We start from the raw sequence: 20831 nt of genomic DNA, 5'->3' as shown, positions 1-20831 counted from the left end.
TCAGAGTTGCGAGGCGCGCCCGCCCCCTTACCAACCCCCACCCGCGCGACGCTAGCGGTGCGAGCCTTACGGCTCGCGTTAAATTTTAATAAGGGTTGAATTACGGCATGCGAAATTTTAAAATTTAGCCGGAATTTACAGCTCACAAAATTTTAAAATTCCAAGCGTCAAAGAGTTTTGAAATTCCAAATACGATAAAATTTAAGTGGCGGCGAAATTTCGAAATTCTTATAGGCGACGGAATTTTAGAATTCTGATCGGCAGCGGAATTTTGAAATTTCGTAAATTTAAAACGATTGAATAAGGAGGCTTCATTGAACCCGATTACCGAAAAGCGCAGCGTTTCAGGCTACTACTATGCCGAGGATCGCGAGTATGTATATTTCGTAACGGACGCGCCACGCGAGCAAAACTACCGCTTTATTTTTGATTCGGGCGCGATCTATTCGCAAGATGACGCGGACGGCGAGGTGCGGCTTAGCAGCGAGGCGGAGTTTTTCGCGGTCGTTAAAAAGATCCTCGCGCAGTACCGCGATAAAATTTTAGAGCACTCCGCAGAGCTTGAGAATTACGAAAAAATCTACACGCGTCGCGGTGATTTTTCAAAATTTATGAAAAGGCACTCTGTCCTAAAATACGAAATCCGCAAATTTCAAAACAAAATTTCGCATTTCTACGAGGCGCTGCTCATCTGCGCAAATGAGCAGCCGGCGCTGAAAAAACAGCTGAAAAACTACGCCTACGAAGCGGGCGTTTTTAAAGGCGTGATGAGCGAATATGCCGTCAGGATCGAGGATATCTATCAATTCATCCAGGGGCTCAAAAACGACAAAATTAGCCGCAACATCTACATTCTCACGATCATCTCGTCGCTGCTGATGCCGCTAAATTTCATCACGAGCTTTTTCGGGATGAACACGACGGGGCTGTTTTTAAGCGGCTCGGCGCACGGCACGCTCATCGTGACGCTTGCGATGTGCGTGATTTTCGCGGCGATGGTCGGCTTTCTTATGCTCTACGCCAAAAAACGAAACTAAAGCGGAGGAGTTAAATTTTGAACAAAAACGAGCTTAAAAATATCCTAGGCGGATACCTCGGCAGGGAGATTGCGGGCGATTTTAGAGTGCTGAAAGAGCACAATATCGCGCTCTGCAACGACGCGGCGAAATTTCCTTTTGAGGGCGATAGCGGGCTGCTGCGCGAGTTTTGTATCTTTGCAGATAGCGGCACCGGCGATCTTTGGCTACTAAGCTCTGGCGGCGAGATCGCGTTTTACGACCATGATTTGGAGTTTTTGTCCGAAGCAAATTTGGAAAAATTTGATCTAAATCTTGCGGGCTGGCTAAAGATCGCCGAGCTTTTTTGCAAATTTGAAGCCATTAGCGACCCGAGCGCCGCGCAAAAGGCGGAATTTAAGCAAAGCGTAGCTAAAATCTGCCCGCAAATTTTAGAAATTTGGGAAATTTAGATGCTATTTGCGACGCCTAAATTTAATCGCAAAAGCGCAAAATAGGAGCAATGATGAAATTTATCGCATATTACGACTTGCCGCTTGGTAAAATCACGCTCGCGGGTGATGAGGCGGGGCTTTGCGGGCTGTGGTTCGAGGGCGAGAAATACTACGCGCACGCTCTCGCAATGGGCAGCACGGACGGCAAATTCTGCGCGCGCACACTTATAGAGAGCGAAAAATTCTGCGCACGCGATTTCACGGCTCAAAGTGTAAGCAAAAAATCTCACGCGACTAATCTTTCGACGCAAGGCGAGAGCGGAAAATTCTGCGCGAACAAGCAAGGCACGGACTTAGAAGAGAAAAACCTGGCTGTTTTCGATCAAACAAAGCGCTGGCTCGATCTGTTTTTAGCGGACGTGAGCCGGGTTTTACGCCTGCTTTAAATCCCGCGGGCTCGGCATTTAGGCGCGCCGTGTGGGAGATTTTGCTCAAAATTCCATACGGCAAAACCACTACCTACGGGCAGATCGCGCGCGAAATCGCCGCGGCACGCGGGCTAGCGAAGATGTCTGCGCAAGCCGTGGGCGGCGCCGTGGGACACAACGAAATCTCGATCATCATCCCCTGCCACCGCGTCGTAGGCACGCACGGCAGCCTCACGGGCTATGCGGGCGGCATCGATAGAAAAATCAAGCTGCTGCAACTCGAAGGCGTCGATATGCAGGGGCTTTTCACGCCCGCGAAAGGTACCGCTTTATGAGCGGCGCGGCAAAATTTGAAAGATCGCAAAATTTTAATGCTTGCGCCAAGTCGCGATAGAAGCGATTAAATTTAAACCATCCGTCCATGCCGCGCGCAGGATAGACGCAAGCGGCGATTAAATTTAAACCCGAGGGCGCAGCAGCGCTCTAAATTTCACCATAGCGTTAGCAGCGCCCGTATCCTGCAGGAAGCAAACAGATGCCGCGCCGCGATAAAATTTCAACCGCGATGTCGCGAGCATTAAATTTATACCGTAGTACCCCGTCCATCGATACCGAAACAAGCGTGGGTAGCGATTAAATTTAAAAACCGAAGCGATTTTCGGGTATCAAATTTCAACCATAATCCGCCCGCGATAAATTTAAACCGAGATTTTGCACGCAAAACTCGCAAGTATCGAATTTGCGCCTCTAAATTTTAACAAAAACTCGGCGCACCGAAGCGACTCGATGCCGTAAAATTTCAACCGCAATCCGCCGCCCCAAACGAATCTGTAAAAATTTCTCGGCAAAATTTCGCCAATCTATCGAATCGTAAATTTTAAAGCTCAAGCTCAACAGAGCTTTAAAATTTTACGACTCGTGCGGCTCTTATTATCGGGCTTCGTTTAAATGAAGTAAATTTAAAATTTCGCCCCTGCTCGTTCAATAAAATTTTATCGCAAAAAACCCGCCTAAAAATGGGGAAAACCCGCTATAATCTTGAAAAAATTATGGAGCGCTTTTTGGAAAAATTTCTACTCTTCGCCGCGATCTTACTCATCGCAAGCATCGTGCTTAACAAGATCTCGGGCAAATTCGGACTTCCTTCGCTCATCGTATTTTTGGCAGTGGGGATGCTCGCAGGCTCGGACGGGCTTTTGCGCATCGATTTTACGAGCCACCGCATCACTCAAGACGTCGGTATGATCGCGCTTATTTATATTTTATACGCGGGCGGGCTCGATACGAATTTAAAATCGATCCGCCCGGTAATGGCTAGCGGCATCATCTTAGCGACGCTCGGAGTGGTGGTCACCGCATGCGCGACGGCGGTTTTGGTTAAAATTCTGCTCGGCTTCAGCTGGCTTGAAGCGCTGCTTTTGGGCGCCATCATCTCCTCGACCGACGCTGCGGCGGTCTTTGCGATACTGCGCGCCAAAGGAATTTCGCTGAAAAACAATCTCGGCCCGCTGCTCGAGCTCGAATCGGGCAGCAACGACCCGATGGCGATCTTTTTGACCGTCATGATCATCCAGATCATCTCGCTAAATCAAAGCCCGAGCGCGATCGATATGCTGACGCTGCTAATCAAGCAGTTTTTTATCGGCGGGCTTATGGGATACGCCTTCGGCAGGGCGCTGTCGTCGATTTTTAATAGACTAAGGCTAGAACATTGGGGGTTGTATCCAGTGTTTTCGATGGCGTGGGTGGCGCTGCTTTTTACGCTGTGTATGAAGCTAGGCGGCAACGGCTACATCGCCGTTTACGTCGCGGGAATGTTCGTCAACAAGCGAGAATTCGCACACAAGAAAAACCTCATCGGATTTCACGACGGCATAGCGTGGACGATGCAGATCACGGTTTTTATCACGCTGGGGCTTTTGGTTTTCCCCTCAGAGCTGCCCTCCGTCGCGCTTATGGGCTTTGTAACGGCGCTATGGCTGATGTTTGTCGCGCGGCCTTTGGGAGTATTTATATCGCTTGCGTTCTCTAAATACAGCAAGAAAGAGAAAGTCTTTATCTCATGGGTCGGGCTTCGCGGCGTCGTACCTATCGTACTTGCGACCTATCCGTATGCTGCGGGGATCGAGCACGCGGGGCTTATCTTTAACACCGTCTTTTTCATGGTCCTAATCTCGGTGCTGATACAGGGGATGAGCCTGGAGCGCGCCGCGGATAGATGCGGCGTACGCGAGCTGCCGGAGGATTTCCTTGTCATCCTAATCAGGCGGCACGGCGAATATATCAAGCCTACCGGCTCGACGGTGCTGCAAGAGGGCGATCTGCTGCTTGTCCACTGCGATGAGGAGAGCGTATACAACGCGGTTTTGAAGGGTTTTGAGGCGTCTAAGGCGTAAGCTGTGCGGAATTGCGGCACAAAATTTTAGTTTGGCGCGCCTTTTACCGCGGCAACGACTTAATTATCTGCGCCCGAATTTACGCCCTCGCGTAAAGATCGCTAGTTGCAAAGGCGTAATTTTAAATTTCGCAGAGGCTTCCAAGCTTACGAAATCTAAAATTTTAGCCGCACGAATTTTACCAAAAAAATCATATATTAACGGGGTGCCGATCCGTTTTGAAATTTAACCGCGCAAATTTTAAATTTTCTAAATTTCGTAAATTTCAAAAAGGTTTAAATTTGGCAGGTTCCAAACGGATGAAATTTTGAATCTACTTGCCGAGACGCTATGTCCTTGACGATCGATCCGATTTTAAAATTCTAAATTTATCTGGCAAATTTATGTAGGCTTACAGCTCCGAAATTACTCAAGAAACGGCAAATTTGAAACTACGACGGAGTAAATTTACACTGCGCCCACTTGCCGTCCGTGCCGCCGTATTGCCCATTTCAAACTCCATCGGAGTAAATTTAAATTTCACCGTCCCTGTCGTGCGACCTTAAAATACCGTATTTCAAATCTCTACGACCGCAAAAGCTTGCAGCCTTTAAATTTAGCGTTTTTAAAGCAGTTCACTCGCACTCCCAGCGGTGTTTTTTCATATCGACGCGCTCGCCTCTAAATTCCACGCCTTCGGTCTCTAGCAGTTCGCGCTGAGCCGCAAAGCTCGCTGCCAAGGCGCCCTCATGATAAAGGGCGCGGTGGCACGGGTAGTCGCCGTAGAGCTCTGCTTGCGAGAGCACGCGCCCCACGAGCCGAGAGTGAGCGGGCAGCCCGATCAGGCGCGCGATCTGTCCGTAGCTAGCGACCCTGCCCACAGGGATCTCCTCCACGATCGATAAAATTTCATAGATCAAATTTTGCGTCAAAACCATAGCGCGATTATACTATTTCGCGTTTAAGCTTAGGCGGAAATTCACTAAATTTAATTGGCGCCGGTGCCATGAATTTCATTAAATTTAGCCGCGCTTTAAAAATTTTACGACGCGGCGCCTTGCCGAATTTCAAAATTTAGTAGTTTTAAAATTTTGCTTTGCCGAGACCTGCGCGCAAGCAAAATTTAAACCGAATATTCAGCCCCTCTTTATATGCAAAGGAATATAATTTCAAAACAGATATCAACTTTGATTAAAGGAGAAAAGATGCAAAATCAAAGACGAAACCTACTAAAGGTAGCCGCTTTGGCGGCGGGCGCTGCGATGCTCGGTACGAGCGAACTGGCTGCGAGCGAAAAGGCGTTTAAGCTCTCAAAGCGCGATCATAGCAAGCAAAGAGCGCTGCTGCTCTCAAGCTCGGGCTACAAAGATACGAAGTATCTATCGCACGCGGTGTCGTGGATCGGTAAATTTGCGCAGGAGAACAACCTCGCGGGCAAAAAGATCGTTTTCATCCCTTACGCAAGCCTTCGCAGGAGCTACGACGAGTATGAAAAGCGCGTCAAAGAGGCGCTTGCAAGTTTAAGCTTAAACATCGTCGGCGTCCATCACGCTAAAAACGCCGCGAAGGAGGTCGCGAGCGCGGATTGCATATTCGTAGGCGGCGGCAACACCTTCAAGCTCGTGCACGATATGTACGAAAACGAGCTCATCGCTCTGATTAGCAAAATGGTCGAGGACGGCACGCCGTATATCGGCTGGAGCGCAGGCTCGAACGTCGCGGGCGCTACGATGATGACGACGAATGATATGCCGATCATCGAGCCTGAGTCGTTTAATACCTTCAACATCTTCCCGCACCAGATCAATCCGCACTTCATCTCGGGCAAGCCTGCGGGGCACAACGGCGAGAGCAGAGAGGAGAGGCTGGAGGAATTTTTGATCGCTAATCAAAAATCGACGGTGTACGCGATGCCGGAGGGTACAGCGTTTTGGCTTGAGGGCGAGAAGGCGACCGTGCTAGGGCCCGCCGCGGTGCTAAAGATGAACTATAACAAAAAGGTCGAGTTGATCGAGCCGGGCAGCTCGTTTAAGTATTGATCGCACCCGCTTAAATTTAACCGAGAGGTGCGCCTGATCAGACCTTTCGTTTGAATGCGCAAATCGCTTAAATTTCAGTTGCGGCGCTCGGCTAAATTCGGGCGCCGCTTTTTAAATTTACGCGACAAAGCGCGTTTTGCTTATGTGGACGCATGGTCAAAAGACAAGTATCGATTTAAAGCGGCGTGCGATCGCCGAAGCCGTAAAAAGTAAAATTTAAAAGAGGAGATAAAATGCCCTACATCCACCTTCTTATGCCGCTTAGCGATTTTATCCCATACATCGCGAACATCCTCGCTGATTGCGGCGGGACGGTATATGTGCAAAAAAGCGGCGACGCTTATAGTGCCGTAAAAATCGATGCGGGCGGCCGCCGAAACTTAAGCGATCGGAGGCAAAGTTTCAAATTTTTTATCTCGTCCGAACCGCCGCAAGAGCCTGAATTGCCCGCAAAGATATTTTACGACGATCTATATCGAAGTATCATCGAAGGCATGGGCGAGCAGAGACGTAAGAAGCCATAGAGATGATCGCGCTGCGGCCCCTCGCAAAAAATCAGGGCGCGGCTACTTGGGAAAATTTCTCCGGAAATAAACTTAAAAACGACGAAACGATCGGTCGCGGGCTTAGCTGCGGCGCTTCTTTTTACAAAGATTATTTTTACGCGAAGCGCTGCGCGGACGGTAAAATTTTAAAATTTGATCCGAACAACGACAAACTGCCGAATATCACGATATGATCGTGCCGTAAACGGGCGGCATCGCCGAATTTAAAGATTAAAGGACGCCGCGACGAGCAAACGAGCACTTCCGCCTGTATCGCCGCTCGCTTGCGCCGAGCGGCGATGAGCTTGTAGCCGAGATTTTAAAAACCGAAAAATACCAAAAGGCGGTTCGGCGCATAAACGTACCCAGTAGCGCCGATACGTAAGGTTTAAATTTAAGATAAGGGAGCGAATTATGCGGGCAGCAAACGGCACGGATTATGCGGAGTTTCAAAACGAAATTTTATCTTTTTACCGCGAACATGGGCGGGCGCTGCCGTGGCGACAAACGAGCGATCCGTATGCGATCCTCGTATCGGAGTTTATGCTGCAGCAGACCCAGACGCAGCGAGTGATCCCCAAATATGCGCGCTGGCTAGAGGAATTCCCCACCGTGCGCGCGCTCGCCGACGCGCCTTTTACACAGGTGCTGCGGTGCTGGGTGGGTCTGGGCTACAACCGCCGCGCGCGCTATTTGCACGAGTGCGCCAAAAAGATCGTGCGCGAATTTGACGGCGCCGTGCCCTCTAATCCTGCCGCACTGCGGACGCTTCCCGGCATCGGAGCTTACACCGCCGCAGCCGTCGCCGCGTTTGCCTACGATAAGCCCACGATTTTTATCGAGACGAATATCCGCGCCGTTTTCATCCACTTCTTTTTCTCGTACCGCGAGGAAGTGAGCGATAAAGAAATCGCGCCGCTCGTGCGCGCGAGCCTTTATGAGGAGGATCCGCGAACGTGGTATTATGCGCTGATGGACTACGGCGCGGCGCTCAAAAAGCGGCGGGACAATCCGAACAGGCAAAGCAAACACTACGTCAAGCAGTCTCAATTTAAAGGATCTCTGCGTCAGGCGCGAGGAGCGATCATCCGTGCGCTTATCGCGCAGTCGTCGCAAACGCACGACGAGCTCGCCGCAAATTCTTGTGCGGATACGGCCGCGCAAACGGCGCTTTTTAATCGGGCGCTTGAGGCTTTACTGCGCGAAGGCTTCGTAGCAAAATTTGAGCACCTTTATACTTTAGCCCCCAATTTTAAGGACGACGCCCCAAGCGCGAAATAACTAATCACTTACCGTATGTTGCCGATCATTGCCGAATACGGCGAAGCGGTTATATTCGGCAAAAGAAGCGACGACGCTTTTATGCCGCAAAATCGATGCGGGCAACCGCAGAAATTTAATCTAGAAAAACGGAAGAAATTTACAATTTTTTATCTTGTCCGAATCGCCGTAAAAGTGCGGATCGCTCGCGTGGAGATTTTACGACAAGGCGCCGCATCAAAACACCATCAAGAACGCCGAGGATGAGAGGGCAGAAAACCGCGCTGCGGTAATGTCGGCAGTCGATGCGCGAGGCGGCTAAATTTAGCAGCCGAATTTAAGCGGATTTGAGCTTTTGCTTTTCGCGTGCATTAAAATTTGAAAGCTTGATTTAACCCTTGGGATAGTAAAATTTCGCAACGACTTTTATTTGGAGAAAAATGCCATATTAAATACGAAATTCCACGCGAGCGATGAAATTCTCCGTTTCAAACGCTTTGGGCGCAAAGGAATAAATAAATGAACTTATCGAATAGAATAAAAGCGCTAAAGGCGCGGCTTAAACTGCAAAAGCCGGAAATTATAACAAATCCTGTACAAAAGGATGAGCTTGTCGAGCAAGATCTGTGCGGTAAAGATCTGTGCGATTTAGACCATAGCACGATCAAACTTTTATCGGGAGATTTGAGTGTCTTTAATGACTATGCTTTCAGGTATTATATCCTGGATTTTATTGATTTTTACGAGCGCTTCGGCGATGAAGCGATTATAGAAGATATGTTTATTCAAGCATTTGCACCGCCTATGCGACGGGCGCTAGCAAAACAATTTAGCAGAGATGAGGTAAGAATAATCATAGATTTTTTGCAAAAAAATTATGAAGATATTGCGAGAATTACGTATTCCAAGAAATATAAAAAGTTAAAACCCTACGAACAAGAAGAAATTTATATACCATTCAAACATTTTGAAAAGGAGATAAAAAGCGCGATAAAATTTTGGGAGAAGTATTATAATGGAATTTTATAGGGGTAAAAAATTATAAGGATTGGCAAATGCGCTTAATAGAGACTGATTTAGGCAAATATGAGGAATATATCTATTTCTTTATAGAGAAAAACGGAGCGTATTTTAACGCCTACCAAGAACAGATATTTCTAGAGGACGAATACAATATAATTAGCAAATATTTTAGAGATGAAACACAAGGATACGCCGCCGTTTGGATGAAATTTGGCGAATAGCTAGATCGAGTTTTATTAAAGTCATATTTTAAAACAATAAGGAGCTGTATGCCTAAACATGAATTTTTGCTCAAAAAGACAAAAGAAAATATCTTTTCTAAAGAGCATTGCGTAGTAATTAGCGATGATCTGATACTTCATATTTCGTACTCTCTTGAGTGGGTACAAACCACATGGAACGATGAGATAAATTTGAAAAAAGGTCTAAATTACTATGGCTATAGCTGGATAGAAGATAAAGCTAAATTTAGAGATATAATATGCTGTTGGAGGTCGCTTTTCTTGGGCGCAGATGAGCAAATTGTTTTTGATAAAAATTGTGTGTTAAATAAATCCTCGGTTATCGAGCAACTAGACGACCTGCTGGAACTAATCGATTCGGCAATTAAAAACGATTTATATATTTTGCATTTAGGAATTTAGCAAGTGCGCCGCGATTTAATAATAAAACAGAAGAAAGACCATGAAAAGAAATTATAAAAAGATAATACCCGTAAGAGGTAGAAGGAAATTTTCGATTAATAATTTTAGAGAAATTTTCGCGGAGGGCGATATACTGCAGATCGGTCAAAGGCGGTTTTTATTTTGTAGCTGGAATAACCTGCTGCGTATAAACGGCGATAAATTAGGCGAATTCATAATATTGCCGCCGGAAGCTAATGTGAAAAATAATAATGGTTTGATTTCTAAAAAGTGGGTATTAGAAAATTTAGATTTTATATGTGATACCGAGCCATCCAGAAATATAAGCATATTTTCTTATTACGATAGCTCTGTGACCGAATACAAAAGGGTAAATGATAAAATTCCTGCAAAATTTACTTATAAATTTTTAGAATTCAAAGACGATCTAAAAAATGGAGATATTATAGAGTGTCACAAGGCTTTTCGTCCATATGATCGAAAGATAAAATTTATCGTCGCAACCGATACGGAAGGATGCCCGAGACTACCCTATCTGGAGGGGTTTTATTCCGGTATGTTTGCGCCTATTGGCTATAGCGATAAAATGCGCTCGAATAAAGGACGGGAATATGCGATAAGCTCGAGTTGGCTAATTAAGAACTGGGAAGCCGCCTTTGTCGGTAATTGCGATATAAGGCACACTTATGTAAATTTACAAAACCGAAAAGAGATTTTAAATTTTACCGATAAGCAACTGGAAAATTTCATAAAAATAAAGCGAAAGAGATTAAAATTTAAAAATAAAAGGAAAGGCTTTTGAGTAAACTATTGATAGCAATCGATACGAAAGATATAAATTTAGTAAGATATATTGCCGTCCAGGGCAGAGTTTGCGAGAAAGCCAATGTCCATAATAGAGCGCTTAAAGAATTAAGAAAAATGGAATCTGAAAATAATAGGACTAATGAGTAAACCGGGTTTTGTGGAACATAAAAAGAGATATGAAAAAAGCGAAATTTACAAGACGGCTTTTTGCTTTATCCTTACGCGCTATCAGCCGCCGCTCTATTTCCCGATACTCCGTCGCTTCTTAAAATTTCAGACGTAAGCGCTAGATATACGCGCATTCAATTGCCGCACGAAATTCTAAAACTCCGCTTGAAATTTTAAAATTTCAAATCCTTTGTGTCTTGCTAAATTTCTAAATTTTACAGTTTCAAATTTCGCGGATTAAACTCCGCGTTAAGATTATCGTCTTAAGCAAACAGGCTCCAAGCGCGACAAACGAACCTCTAAATTCCGCCGCGCGCCCGCTTTAATGCAAGCAGCCGCTTCGCGCGAGCGGGCACTTTGCGCGCAGCTTTAGACTACGCAGGCAGCAGCGCGAAGCAACCGAAAGTAGCTATACGGCTAAATTTACGCCAAAACCTCGCCGCGAGCTTTATTTAAGCACCTTGCCTAAAATCCCTGCGCCTTTGCCGACGGCGCTGCCGCGAAGCGCGCTTTCTTTTTCCCTCATCACCGCAAATAGCCCGTCCAGCGTCTTTTGCGTGATGTAATCGTTCAGATCCTCACCCTGATTAGGCAGATACTCGCTCGCACCCAGCCCGCGCGCGATGTTTTGCACCGCCTCATTGCCCGCGATCTTGCTTTGCGCGAAGGAATTTAGCCCGTTATACGCCGTTGCGAAGCTGTTTTTGCTCATCATATCGCTTACGATCGGTCTGAAAACCGCCCGCAGCTTCGCGCCCGATTTGCTCTGTAAATACTCGCTAAGCGCCGTGTCGCCGCCGCCGATGAGCTTTTTAACGTCGGCATCGCTCATAGATTTCAGATCTTGCAAAAATATCTTGCTCGCACCGCTCACCGCCTTGGTAGCGGCGTCGTTCATGCTCACGACGAGCTCACGTTCCCATTTATCGCCGCCTACCTTTCTCGCAAGCTTCGCAGCCGCCTTCAGCGAAGAAGGAAGCTCGATTTTAGCGGTCTTGCTGTGGATGTAGCCCTTGGCGAGCTCGGCTACGGCGCGGTTCGTAGCGGAAGCGAGCAGCTCTTTGTAGTTTCCGCTCTGAGTCGCACCGAGCACGTCCGCGCCCTGCTTTAGGATATCCGTTACGTCCGCATGCGCGAGCGACAGCGACGCGGCGGCGAGTAAAACCATAAATTTTTTCATATTGCAACCTTTGGATAAAATTTGCGCCATTATGCCAAAATGCGGTAAACGCTCAGCCCGTGCTCGGTTTAAATTTACGCGCTGCGCGGGCGAGCTGAGATAAAATTTTAGGCTAAATTTAAAAGCAGCTTCGAGCTAAATTTTAAACGTCAAATTTCAAAGCTAAATTTAACGGGCGGAATTTACCAGCCAAATTTAAAGATGAAATTTGGCTGGGCGGTCTTTGTCGTGCTTGCGGCTAAATTTTAAAAGCAGCGCTACGACGAGCTAAAATTTTAAAACGCTGCTCGGCGCTATTTAAATTTACGCAGCGCAAACGATGCCAACGCAAGGCACATAAAGCAAATTATAGCGATGAGCTGTATATCCTCAGCACAAACGATTGAAATTTTATCAAGCCCGCCGCAGCCAAAAAGCTCGCCGTAAATTTAAAGAGTTTAAATTTAAAAGCGAGCTACGGCTTTCGGCACGATAAGCAAGTCTAAACCAGCCCTTGATCCAGCATCGCGTCGGCTACGCGACGAAAGCCCGCGATATTCGAGCCCAGCACGAGATTGCCCTCCGCACCGAATTCCTTCGAGGTCTCGTAGCTGGTGCGAAATATGTGACGCATGATCTCGCGCAGCTTGCCGTCGACCTCCTCGAAGCTCCACGACGCCATCTGCGCGTTTTGCGCCATCTCAAGCCCGCTCGTAGCCACGCCGCCCGCATTCGCCGCTTTCGCAGGACCGAAAAGAAGATCCTTTTGCTCGAGCATAAAATCGACCGCCTCAAGCGTGCTGGGCATATTCGCGCCCTCGCAAACCATGCGGCATCCGTTGGCGTAAAGAGTTCGCGCATCATCCAGATTAAGCTCGTTTTGCGTAGCGCTCGGAAATGCCGCGTCGCACGGCACGCTCCACACGCCGTTGCGGCCTGCAGGATAGGCGCTTACGGGGGTAAATTTTGCGCCGGGGCGCTCCTTGGTATATTCGCAAAGCCCTACGCGCAGCTGCTCTTTTAGCTTTTTAAGAAGCGCCACGTCTATTCCATCGGCGTCATAGATAAAGCCCGTGGAATCGCTTACGGTGACGGGCTTAGCCTGCATTTGATAGAGCTTTTCGGCGGTGTAGATCGCGACGTTACCGGCGCCGGAGATCGTACAAATTTTGCCGTGCAGCGAATCGCCCCTGGTAGAGAGCATCTCGTTTGCGAAATACACGGAGCCGTAGCCCGTAGCCTCGGTGCGCGCAAGACTACCGCCCCAGCTTAGTCCCTTGCCCGTAAGCGCGCCGTCGAATCTGCGGGTGAGCTTTTTATACGCGCCGTACATATAGCCGATCTCGCGGCCGCCCACGCCGATGTCGCCCGCGGGCACGTCGGTATTGGAGCTGATTAGGCGGTGAAGCTCTAACATAAAAGCTTGACAAAATCTCATAATCTCGCCGTCACTCTTGCCCTTGGGATCGAAATTTGCGCCGCCTTTTGCGCCGCCGATATTAAGGCCCGTGAGGGAATTTTTAAAAATTTGCTCAAACCCTAAAAATTTTAAAACGCCCAAATTTACACTCGGATGAAAGCGCAAACCGCCTTTGTAAGGGCCCAGAGCAGAGTTGAATTCTATGCGATATCCCGTATGCACGCAGGGCTCGCCGCCGTCGCTCATATAGACGACGCGAAACATCATCGTGCGCTCGGGCGCTAAAATGCGCTCTAAAATTTTGTTTTTCACATATCGCTCGTCGCGCTTTAGAAGCGGTATGAGCGAGTATAAAATCTCGGTCGATGCTTGGATAAAGACCTCCTGGCCGGGATTGGCGCGCTTTAAATTTAGCAGCAAGCCGTCGATGTAAGATTTCATAGCCCCTCCTTTTGAACCGGATTAAATTTTAATTTTTTGGCTTTGGCGATAAATTTTTTCAGCGCCAGCTCCTCGCGGACGCCGATTTTATAGCCGATAAATTTCAGATAATTTAAAATTTCGCGCTCTTTTATGCCGCGCGAAAGGGCGTAGCTTTGCAGGATATATCTTGGAATTTTAATGCGCGAACGTAAAAATTTCGTCGCCAAGCGTACATAAATTTTATCATTTTTCACGCAGCACAGCCGCCCGAAAACAAAGGGCAAGCCCGTGCGCTGCTGCCAAATTTCGCCCAGATCGTAAAATTTATCCCTACCCTGCGAAAGCAGCGCCTTTAGAGCGTTATCGCCGATCAACACCTCGCCGCTAAGATCCAGCACACGGGCTAGCATATTTGAGCTCATCGACGCGGGATCAAGCCTGGGCGCCGAGTTTTTTCGCACGAGTACGCTTAGCACCTCGCGCTTTGCGACGATTCCAAGAGGCAGCCTGCGGTATTTTGAGCGGCGGCTTTCGATGCTCGAGATCACCGCGGCATCTATCCTGCGGCTATAAAGATCGGCGCAGAGCTTGCTCGGCACCCCTTTTTTAAATTCTATCGATTTTTTAACATAAGACGGCAGCGAAAGGGATTTTAAAAATACGTGAAAAGGGAGCAAATTTAGATAATCGATTTTGCCTAATAACATGACTTTCTCCGAATTTAGCGCAGAAAAGAGGTTAAATTCCAGCGCTAAATCGGAATTTAACCAAAAATTTTAAAGTTTATTTGGCCTCGGTGATCGGGATGGATTTGTATTTGCTAAACTCCACTATGCCCTCACCTTTTTTGAAGTGGATGCTCACTCCGTCTTTGTTTTCCATATAGATGCCGTCGGCGGCTCGCTCGCGCTTGAGGTTGTAACTTTTGCCGCTATCGTCCTCTAGCACGGCGGTATTGAAATCGTCGTTTGAACTAAGCGAAAGTTTTTTGCCCTGCTCATCGACGAAATAGAAGGTCTTCGCATTCTCTTTGGTTATGGTTTTTTCGCTCTGTGCTTGCTTATCCATAGCGCTATCCGGGGATTGGCGGAGCTGGTTTGAGCCGCATCCTAGCAAAACTAACGCCAAAGCGGCGCACGATAGAACTTTAAACATATTTTTCCTTTAAATTTAGGTTACACTCGTTGATGAGTGATTTTCGGATATCCCAAAGCTTTTGAGAGAGATCCACTTTGTAGCTCTGCGGATGGACGTTGCGAAGGTGCTCAAGCCAAAATTTACTCTTCTGCTCCTTGCTAAAACGCGCGATCTCGCTTACCGTGCGGCGCGTACCTACGAATTTGCCCTCCCTAAAAACGGGACGCAAGAGCTTATGCGCGCTGAAATTCGTTAAAATTTTACGCTTGTAGGTGTAAAGCGGATGGAAAATCTCAAGCGGCGCGCTCTCGTCTATACTCTCGCCCTCAAGCGTGATCAGATCGGCAAGCGCCATACCGTTATCTTTGTCGTAGAGCCTAAAGACCTGCTTGTAGCCCGGGTTATTGATCTTGCGCGGATCGTTTGAAATTTTTATCTTAGCCACGATCTCGCCATCTTTTTCGATACCGCTTAGCTTATACACGCCTCCTAAACTCGAACTGTCTCCGCCGGTAATAAGCCTAGTGCCGATCCCCCAGCTATCGATTTTAGCCTCAAAAAGTTTGAGTTGATCGATCGCGTATTCGTCTAGATCATTCGACGCAGTGATCTTTGCGTCATTAAAGCCCGCCGCATCGAGCATCTTACGCGCCTGTTTGGTTAGATACTCCAGATCACCCGAATCTATGCGGATTCCGAGCGGCTTATGACCGCTTGCGCGCAGCTCCTTAAAAACCGTAATCGCATTCGGCACGCCGCTTGCGAGAGTATCGTAGGTATCGACGAGCAGAAGCGTGCTGTTCGGATAAATTTTAGCGTAAGCGCGAAACGCCTCCAGCTCGCTATCAAAGCTCTGAATCCACGAGTGCGAGTGAGTGCCGATCGCGGGCACGCCGAATTTCTTTGCGGCAAGCACGTTCGACGTAGCGCTGCAGCCGCCTATAATCGCAGCTTTTGCGCCGTAGATGCCCGCACTTCGCCCCTGAGCGCGGCGCAAGCCAAACTCCATCACCGAATCGCCCTTGGCGCTAAAATTGATGCGTGAGCTTTTCGTGGCAATGAGAGTTTGAAAATTTATAGTATTTAAGATCGCGGTCTCGATGAGCTGCGCTTCCATAATATTTGCCTTGACGCGGATCAGCGGCTCGTGCGGAAATACGATCTGCCCCTCATCCATGGCGTAAATTTCGCCGCTAAATTTAAAGCCTCTTAGAAATTCCAAAAATTCCGGCTTAAAGAAATTTAAACTTTTTAGATACGCGATGTCGTCCTCGCTAAATTTTAAGTTTTCGATATAATCCACGACCTCGTTTAAGCCGCAAAATATCGCGTAACCGCCGCCGCTTGGGTTTTTACGATAAAAAACGTCAAAAACCGCTGTCTGATCGGGCTTCGTAAAAAAATAGCCCTGCATCATGCTAAGCTGATAAAAATCGGTAAGTAAAGCCAAATCTTTCATTTACGCCTCTTAAATTTAATCTCGCCTCGTGCAGGAGCAAGGAATCATAGCTTTTTGGCTTCTAGGCTCTTTTTATAAGCCGCAGCGTCGAACTCTTTGACGCGAGCGACACCGTCATCTACCGCAGCTTTTGCAACCGCCGTCGAGATCACAGCAAATACGCGCGGATCAAAAGGATTTGGGATAACGTAGTCTTTGCCGAATTTCAAGCTATCTTTGCCCAGCATCTTGCGGATTTCTGCAGGAACTTCTTCGCGAGCAAGATCCGCCATCGCACGAGCGGCAGCAATTTTCATATTTTCCGTAATCTTTTTGGCTCTTACGTCAAGCGCGCCACGGAAGATATACGGAAAGCCCAAAACGTTATTGATCTGATTTGCAAAGTCGCTTCTGCCGGTGCCTACGATCGCGTCGTTTCTTACTTCCTCGACCTCGCTTGGATAAATTTCCGGTACCGGATTTGCAAGCGCAAAAATGATTGGATGCGGTGCCATGGTCGTTACCATCTCTTTGGTTAAAACGCCCGGCTTGCTAAGACCCAAAAACATATCGGCTTCCCTAATAGCATCCTCTAGCGTACGATCTGCGGTATCTAGGGCAAATTCTTTCTTTTGCTCGGTAAGATCGGTGCGGCCCTTGTGGATCACCCCTTTGGAGTCAAGCATTATGATATGTTTAGCGCCTAAATTTTGATACATCTTCGCACACGCTATGCCCGCAGCGCCCGAGCCGCTGACTACAATCTTCATATCCTCGATCTTTTTACCGCTGATGATAGCGGCGTTGATAAGCCCTGCGCCGGTGATCATCGCGGTGCCGTGCTGATCGTCGTGCATGACGGGGATATCGACGGCTTTTTGTAGCTCGCGCTCGATCTCGAAGCACTCGGGAGCTTTAATATCCTCTAAATTTATACCGCCGAACGTAGGCGCAAGCGCTTTGCAAATTTCTACGATCTTTTTTGGATCCTTCTCGTCGATCTCGATATCAAACGCATCTACGCCCGCAAATTTTTTAAATAAAACCGCCTTGCCCTCCATTACGGGCTTTCCGGCGATCGCGCCGATATCTCCGAGACCCAAAACCGCCGTACCGTTAGTGATAACGGCTACCAGATTGGCTTTATTCGTGTATTTAAATGCAACCTCGTGATCATTCTCGATCACCTTACAAGGCTCTGCGACGCCCGGCGTATATGCAAGCGCCAAATCCTCCGCCGTAGCACACGGTGTTTTTACATTTGTTCCGATTTTGCCGCCTATGTGGTACTTCAAAGCCGCTTCAACGTTTACTTTAGCCATTTTATAATCCTTTTTTGATTAAATTTGAAATTCTCGTTTTAACTTCGTCGCTTCCTAAAATTTCACAAATTTCAAAAATCGACGGACTTACGCTTCCCCCCGTGATCGCGACGCGCAGCGGCTGAGCAAGATCCTTTAGCTTGGCGCCGTTTGCGTCCAAAAACTCCATCGTCCTTTCCTCGCACTCCTTTGCATTTAAATTTGCGCTTAAAGTATCCGAAAATTTTGCGAGTAAGCTTAGCGAACTTTCGGTTACAAATTTCTTATACGCCTTCTCGTCATAGCAGCTCGGGCGATTTAGAAGGATTTTAATGCCCTCGGCCATCTCCACTAGCGTCTTTGCGCGCTGTTTGTACTGCTGCGCGATGAGATGTTTTTTTGCATGCGAGCGGATATCGACGCCGAATTCCACAAGCTGCATGGCAAGATCATCGTCGTCAGAGTTTTTAATATAATGCGCATTTAGCCACTCGAGCTTGGTTTGATTGAAGGTGCTAGCGCTCTTGCTGATATGGTTAGGATCAAAGTATCGCTTCATCTCCTCCATGCTAAAAATTTCATCATCCCCGTGGCTCCAGCCCAGACGTACTAAGAAATTTAGCAGAGCCTGCGGCAGATAGCCCATGCGCTTGTACTCCATCACGTCGGTAGCGCCGTGGCGTTTGCTCAGCTTGCTGCCGTCGGTGCCGTTGATCATCGCGACATGATAAAATTTCGGGATTTTAAAGCCTAGCGCGTTATACAGCACGATCTGCTTCGGGGTGTTGCTTAGATGATCGTCGCCGCGGATCACGTCCGTGACGCCCATCAGCGCGTCGTCGATCACGACCGTGAAGTTATACGTAGGCGTGCCGTCGGAGCGCGCGATGATGAAATCGTCCAAAATATCGGCGGCATTAAATTTTATCTCGCCCTTGATGCCGTCGTTAAATTCTATCATGCCGCTAAGCGGGGCTTTTATACGCACTACGGGCTCGATCCCTGCAGGTGGCGTACCGGTAAAATCGCGATAGCGATTATCGTAGCGCGGACGCTCTTTGTGAGCTTCTTGCTGCGCGCGCAGCTCATCCAGCTCGTCCTTACTCATATAGCATCTGTATGCCTTACCCTCATCTAGCAGCTTTTGGACGTATTGTTTGTAAAGATCAAAGCGCGAGCTTTGATACACGATCTGCCCGTCATAGTCCAGATTGCACCACTTAAAGGCTTCCTCGATCGCCTGCGCGGCCTCCTGCGAATTGCGCTTCAGATCAGTGTCCTCAATACGCAGCAGGAATTTGCCGCCGTTTGCCCTAGCGTAAAGATAACTAAAAAGCGCCGTTCTAAGTCCGCCGATATGTAAATATCCCGTAGGACTCGGCGCAAAACGAGTTACTATCATAAAATTCCTTTGCAAAAATTACCATTTAATGTTATAATCGCGATCTTGTAATTATAAAGCAAAAAGACTAAATAAAGGTTAAAAATGATAAAGAAACTGCTTTTTTCCGCAATGATCTGTGCTGTTTGTGCAAATGCCGAAGTAGTAAACGGCGTCATCGCCGTGGTAGATAATGAGCCCATCACCGGCTACGAACTAGCCAAAGTTCAGAAGCTAACGGGCGCTTCGCCGCAAGCTGCGATGGAAATTTTAATTGGGCAAAAGCTGCAACAATCCGAGATTAAACGCCGCGGCATCGCGGTAAATGACGCGGAGATCGACGCGAGGCTCAAAGCGATCGCCGATCAAAATAAGCTTAGCTTAGACCAGCTCAAAACCGCCGTGCAAAAGCAAGGTATAAACTACGATGACTTTAAAGCAAATGTCCGCCGCACACTGCTTGAAGAAAAGCTCTACGGCTCGATATTCGCAGACGTACAGCACCGCACGACCCCCGAAAATGTTAAAAAATTCTACAGCCAAAATAGCTCATTGTTTACGACCTTCGATAGCATCACGCTCACCCGCTACATCGCAAAATCACAAGCTCCGCTCGATAAGATTCGCGCAAATCCAAAGCTCCGCCCAAGCGACGTGTATGTGATGAAAGGAACCCTCAAGGCCAATCAAATGGATGAGGGGCTAAAATACATCGTCACAAACGTCGAGCAGGGTAAATTTTCGCCAATAATCCCTACGCGAAACGGCTACGAGATGTTTTACGTAAACGATAAAAAAGGGCTTCGTACGCTTGATTTTGACAGCGTGCAAGAAAAGGCGATCGAAGGCTACGTGACCTCCGAGCGCAAAAAGGCGATCACCGAGTTCAACGACAAGCTCCGCTCAAACGCCAATATCCGCATTATCGAGCGTCCACAGGCAAAAGCGCAAGGCGCAAAAACCGCTCCGAAAGTTAAAGTGCAAAAAAGGCAATAAATTTTAAAATCCGCCGCCGCGCATTAAATTTTATAGAATTTAATAATGCCGATAGCGCAAGGGCAAGCGTGCAGCTTATCCGCTCGCGCGTAAAATTTTGATAAAATTTAAAGGCTTCGTGGTGATAACGATCAAAAATTTTACCGAACTTAAAAGCGATCCTAGAAGTAGCGGCATAAGCGCCGTGAACTTCGGCGCAAGCAAATTTTGCTCCCACATCGATACGGCCTTTAAACTCGTCGCCGTTTGGAGCGACGAATATGACGGCGAAGAGCTAAATTTTAAAATTTACGACTTTGATCGCAAGCTTAATTTAGCCTTCGAGAGCTGATCATCTACGCCAAATTCGAACCCCGCGCGGCTTAAATTTGGCTAGCGCAGCGCGACGGCGAGGGGCAAATCACGATATTGATTTACGACTACGACGGCAAGTTAAAGTCAAATTTAGCTCTGCCCGATGAGCTTAGAACTCGGACATATGGATGGATGAGCCGCTGCAGATCGGCGGCATGGCGGTAGGTCTCGGCGCAGGGCAGGACGGCAGCAGATCGTTTTTGCTGCACGCGGATGATTAATCAAAGGAAACATTAAGCAAAAAAGATCAATTTATATCAAGGGGCAATAAAAATGGAGCTAGTGTATCTTTGGATAGAGAAACATAAAAATATTGAAAAGCAAGGCTTCAACTTAGGTTCGAAATTTAAATGCAAATATGATTACGAGAAGAATGAACTAACTATAGACGAAAATCCAAACTATATCGATATTTTCCCCGATAATATAAAAGTAAATGCTCTAATTAGGATCTAATGGAAGCGGCAAAAGCAGTATAGTAGA

24 protein-coding genes are annotated in these 20831 nt (G+C 47.5%); 16 read left to right on the top strand and 8 right to left on the bottom strand.

Annotated features, from left to right (window positions below; genetic code table 11):
• The first annotated feature begins 314 nt into the window (after positions 1–314).
• The 5 genes from Q0605_RS08740 to Q0605_RS08720 all read left to right on the top strand — a co-directional run bounded on the left by Q0605_RS08740 (position 315) and on the right by Q0605_RS08720 (position 4274).
• Positions 315–1037: a CorA family divalent cation transporter gene (locus tag Q0605_RS08740; protein WP_298706262.1), complete on the top strand. Its 723-nt coding sequence runs from the start codon at positions 315–317 to the stop codon at positions 1035–1037.
• A gap of 17 nt (positions 1038–1054) precedes the next feature.
• On the top strand, positions 1055–1468 hold the full coding sequence (locus tag Q0605_RS08735) for a hypothetical protein (protein WP_298706259.1): 414 nt from the start codon (positions 1055–1057) through the stop codon (positions 1466–1468).
• A 53-nt stretch (positions 1469–1521) separates the two neighbouring features.
• Entirely contained in the window at positions 1522–1896 is a 375-nt protein-coding gene (locus tag Q0605_RS08730; protein WP_298706256.1) for a hypothetical protein, read from the top strand.
• Positions 1897–1925: 29 nt separating this feature from the next.
• The gene (locus Q0605_RS08725; protein WP_298706253.1) at positions 1926–2213 is read left to right on the top strand and encodes an MGMT family protein; all 288 of its coding nucleotides are present in this window, start codon (positions 1926–1928) and stop codon (positions 2211–2213) included.
• 726 nt (positions 2214–2939) lie between these two features.
• Positions 2940–4274, top strand: a complete 1335-nt coding sequence (locus Q0605_RS08720; RefSeq protein ID WP_298706250.1) for a potassium/proton antiporter — start codon at positions 2940–2942, stop codon at positions 4272–4274.
• A gap of 614 nt (positions 4275–4888) precedes the next feature.
• Here Q0605_RS08720 and Q0605_RS08715 read toward each other — a convergent pair.
• Complete coding sequence (locus Q0605_RS08715) at positions 4889–5191, bottom strand: MGMT family protein (RefSeq protein WP_298706247.1); 303 nt, start codon at positions 5189–5191, stop codon at positions 4889–4891.
• A gap of 267 nt (positions 5192–5458) precedes the next feature.
• Between Q0605_RS08715 and pepE the strand changes: the two genes are divergently transcribed.
• The 8 genes from pepE (at position 5459) to Q0605_RS08675 (ending at position 10566) form a co-directional block, all read left to right on the top strand.
• A complete protein-coding gene (pepE, locus tag Q0605_RS08710) occupies positions 5459–6292 on the top strand; it encodes a dipeptidase PepE (RefSeq protein ID WP_298706243.1) in 834 nt (277 codons plus the stop codon).
• Positions 6293–6525: 233 nt separating this feature from the next.
• The gene (locus Q0605_RS08705) at positions 6526–6816 is read left to right on the top strand and encodes a hypothetical protein (protein WP_298706241.1); all 291 of its coding nucleotides are present in this window, start codon (positions 6526–6528) and stop codon (positions 6814–6816) included.
• A 2-nt stretch (positions 6817–6818) separates the two neighbouring features.
• The gene (locus tag Q0605_RS08700; protein WP_298706238.1) at positions 6819–7031 is read left to right on the top strand and encodes a hypothetical protein; all 213 of its coding nucleotides are present in this window, start codon (positions 6819–6821) and stop codon (positions 7029–7031) included.
• A gap of 220 nt (positions 7032–7251) precedes the next feature.
• Positions 7252–8118, top strand: a complete 867-nt coding sequence (locus tag Q0605_RS08695; RefSeq protein WP_297941636.1) for a hypothetical protein — start codon at positions 7252–7254, stop codon at positions 8116–8118.
• Positions 8119–8616: 498 nt separating this feature from the next.
• A complete protein-coding gene (locus Q0605_RS08690; RefSeq protein WP_298706235.1) occupies positions 8617–9126 on the top strand; it encodes a hypothetical protein in 510 nt (169 codons plus the stop codon).
• A 26-nt stretch (positions 9127–9152) separates the two neighbouring features.
• The gene (locus Q0605_RS08685; RefSeq protein ID WP_298706232.1) at positions 9153–9341 is read left to right on the top strand and encodes a hypothetical protein; all 189 of its coding nucleotides are present in this window, start codon (positions 9153–9155) and stop codon (positions 9339–9341) included.
• 48 nt (positions 9342–9389) lie between these two features.
• Entirely contained in the window at positions 9390–9764 is a 375-nt protein-coding gene (locus Q0605_RS08680; RefSeq protein WP_298706230.1) for a hypothetical protein, read from the top strand.
• Between the two features lie 238 nt (positions 9765–10002).
• The gene (locus tag Q0605_RS08675) at positions 10003–10566 is read left to right on the top strand and encodes a hypothetical protein (protein WP_298706228.1); all 564 of its coding nucleotides are present in this window, start codon (positions 10003–10005) and stop codon (positions 10564–10566) included.
• Between the two features lie 621 nt (positions 10567–11187).
• Here the strand turns inward: Q0605_RS08675 and Q0605_RS08670 are convergent.
• The 7 genes from Q0605_RS08670 to gltX all read right to left on the bottom strand — a co-directional run bounded on the left by Q0605_RS08670 (position 11188) and on the right by gltX (position 19019).
• Entirely contained in the window at positions 11188–11919 is a 732-nt protein-coding gene (locus Q0605_RS08670; RefSeq protein ID WP_298706227.1) for a DUF4197 domain-containing protein, read from the bottom strand.
• A 481-nt stretch (positions 11920–12400) separates the two neighbouring features.
• Positions 12401–13759: an NADP-specific glutamate dehydrogenase gene (gene gdhA, locus Q0605_RS08665; RefSeq protein ID WP_298706224.1), complete on the bottom strand. Its 1359-nt coding sequence runs from the start codon at positions 13757–13759 to the stop codon at positions 12401–12403.
• Positions 13756–14448, bottom strand: a complete 693-nt coding sequence (locus tag Q0605_RS08660; protein ID WP_298706222.1) for an MqnA/MqnD/SBP family protein — start codon at positions 14446–14448, stop codon at positions 13756–13758. Before Q0605_RS08660 ends, gdhA begins: the two co-directional genes overlap by 4 nt.
• A 76-nt stretch (positions 14449–14524) precedes the next feature.
• Positions 14525–14896 (bottom strand): hypothetical protein, encoded by a 372-nt coding sequence (locus Q0605_RS08655; RefSeq protein WP_298706220.1) that lies wholly within the window; start codon positions 14894–14896, stop codon positions 14525–14527.
• Entirely contained in the window at positions 14889–16337 is a 1449-nt protein-coding gene (locus Q0605_RS08650) for a nicotinate phosphoribosyltransferase (RefSeq protein WP_298706218.1), read from the bottom strand. The genes Q0605_RS08655 and Q0605_RS08650 overlap by 8 nt, the downstream gene beginning before the upstream one ends.
• A gap of 44 nt (positions 16338–16381) precedes the next feature.
• Positions 16382–17638 carry a malic enzyme-like NAD(P)-binding protein gene (locus Q0605_RS08645; RefSeq protein ID WP_298706215.1) on the bottom strand — a complete coding sequence of 419 codons (1257 nt, stop codon included), beginning with the start codon at positions 17636–17638 and terminating at the stop codon, positions 16382–16384.
• Between the two features lies 1 nt (position 17639).
• The gene (gene gltX, locus Q0605_RS08640) at positions 17640–19019 is read right to left on the bottom strand and encodes a glutamate--tRNA ligase (protein ID WP_298706212.1); all 1380 of its coding nucleotides are present in this window, start codon (positions 19017–19019) and stop codon (positions 17640–17642) included.
• An 84-nt stretch (positions 19020–19103) separates the two neighbouring features.
• Here gltX and Q0605_RS08635 point away from each other — a divergent pair, with 84 nt between their 5' ends.
• From Q0605_RS08635 to Q0605_RS08625, 3 genes are all read left to right on the top strand, one after another.
• A complete protein-coding gene (locus tag Q0605_RS08635; protein WP_298706210.1) occupies positions 19104–19994 on the top strand; it encodes a peptidylprolyl isomerase in 891 nt (296 codons plus the stop codon).
• Between the two features lie 121 nt (positions 19995–20115).
• The gene (locus Q0605_RS08630) at positions 20116–20325 is read left to right on the top strand and encodes a hypothetical protein (protein WP_298706209.1); all 210 of its coding nucleotides are present in this window, start codon (positions 20116–20118) and stop codon (positions 20323–20325) included.
• A gap of 296 nt (positions 20326–20621) precedes the next feature.
• On the top strand, positions 20622–20804 hold the full coding sequence (locus Q0605_RS08625; protein ID WP_298706207.1) for a hypothetical protein: 183 nt from the start codon (positions 20622–20624) through the stop codon (positions 20802–20804).
• The last annotated feature ends 27 nt before the right edge of the window (positions 20805–20831 follow it).

The sequence above is a fragment of the uncultured Campylobacter sp. genome, assembly GCF_938017705.1.
In the GTDB taxonomy this organism is placed as follows: Bacteria; Campylobacterota; Campylobacteria; order Campylobacterales; family Campylobacteraceae; genus Campylobacter_B.
The sequence above is the reverse complement of the archived record's forward strand: the minus strand, read 5'-3'. Positions and strand labels throughout refer to the sequence as shown.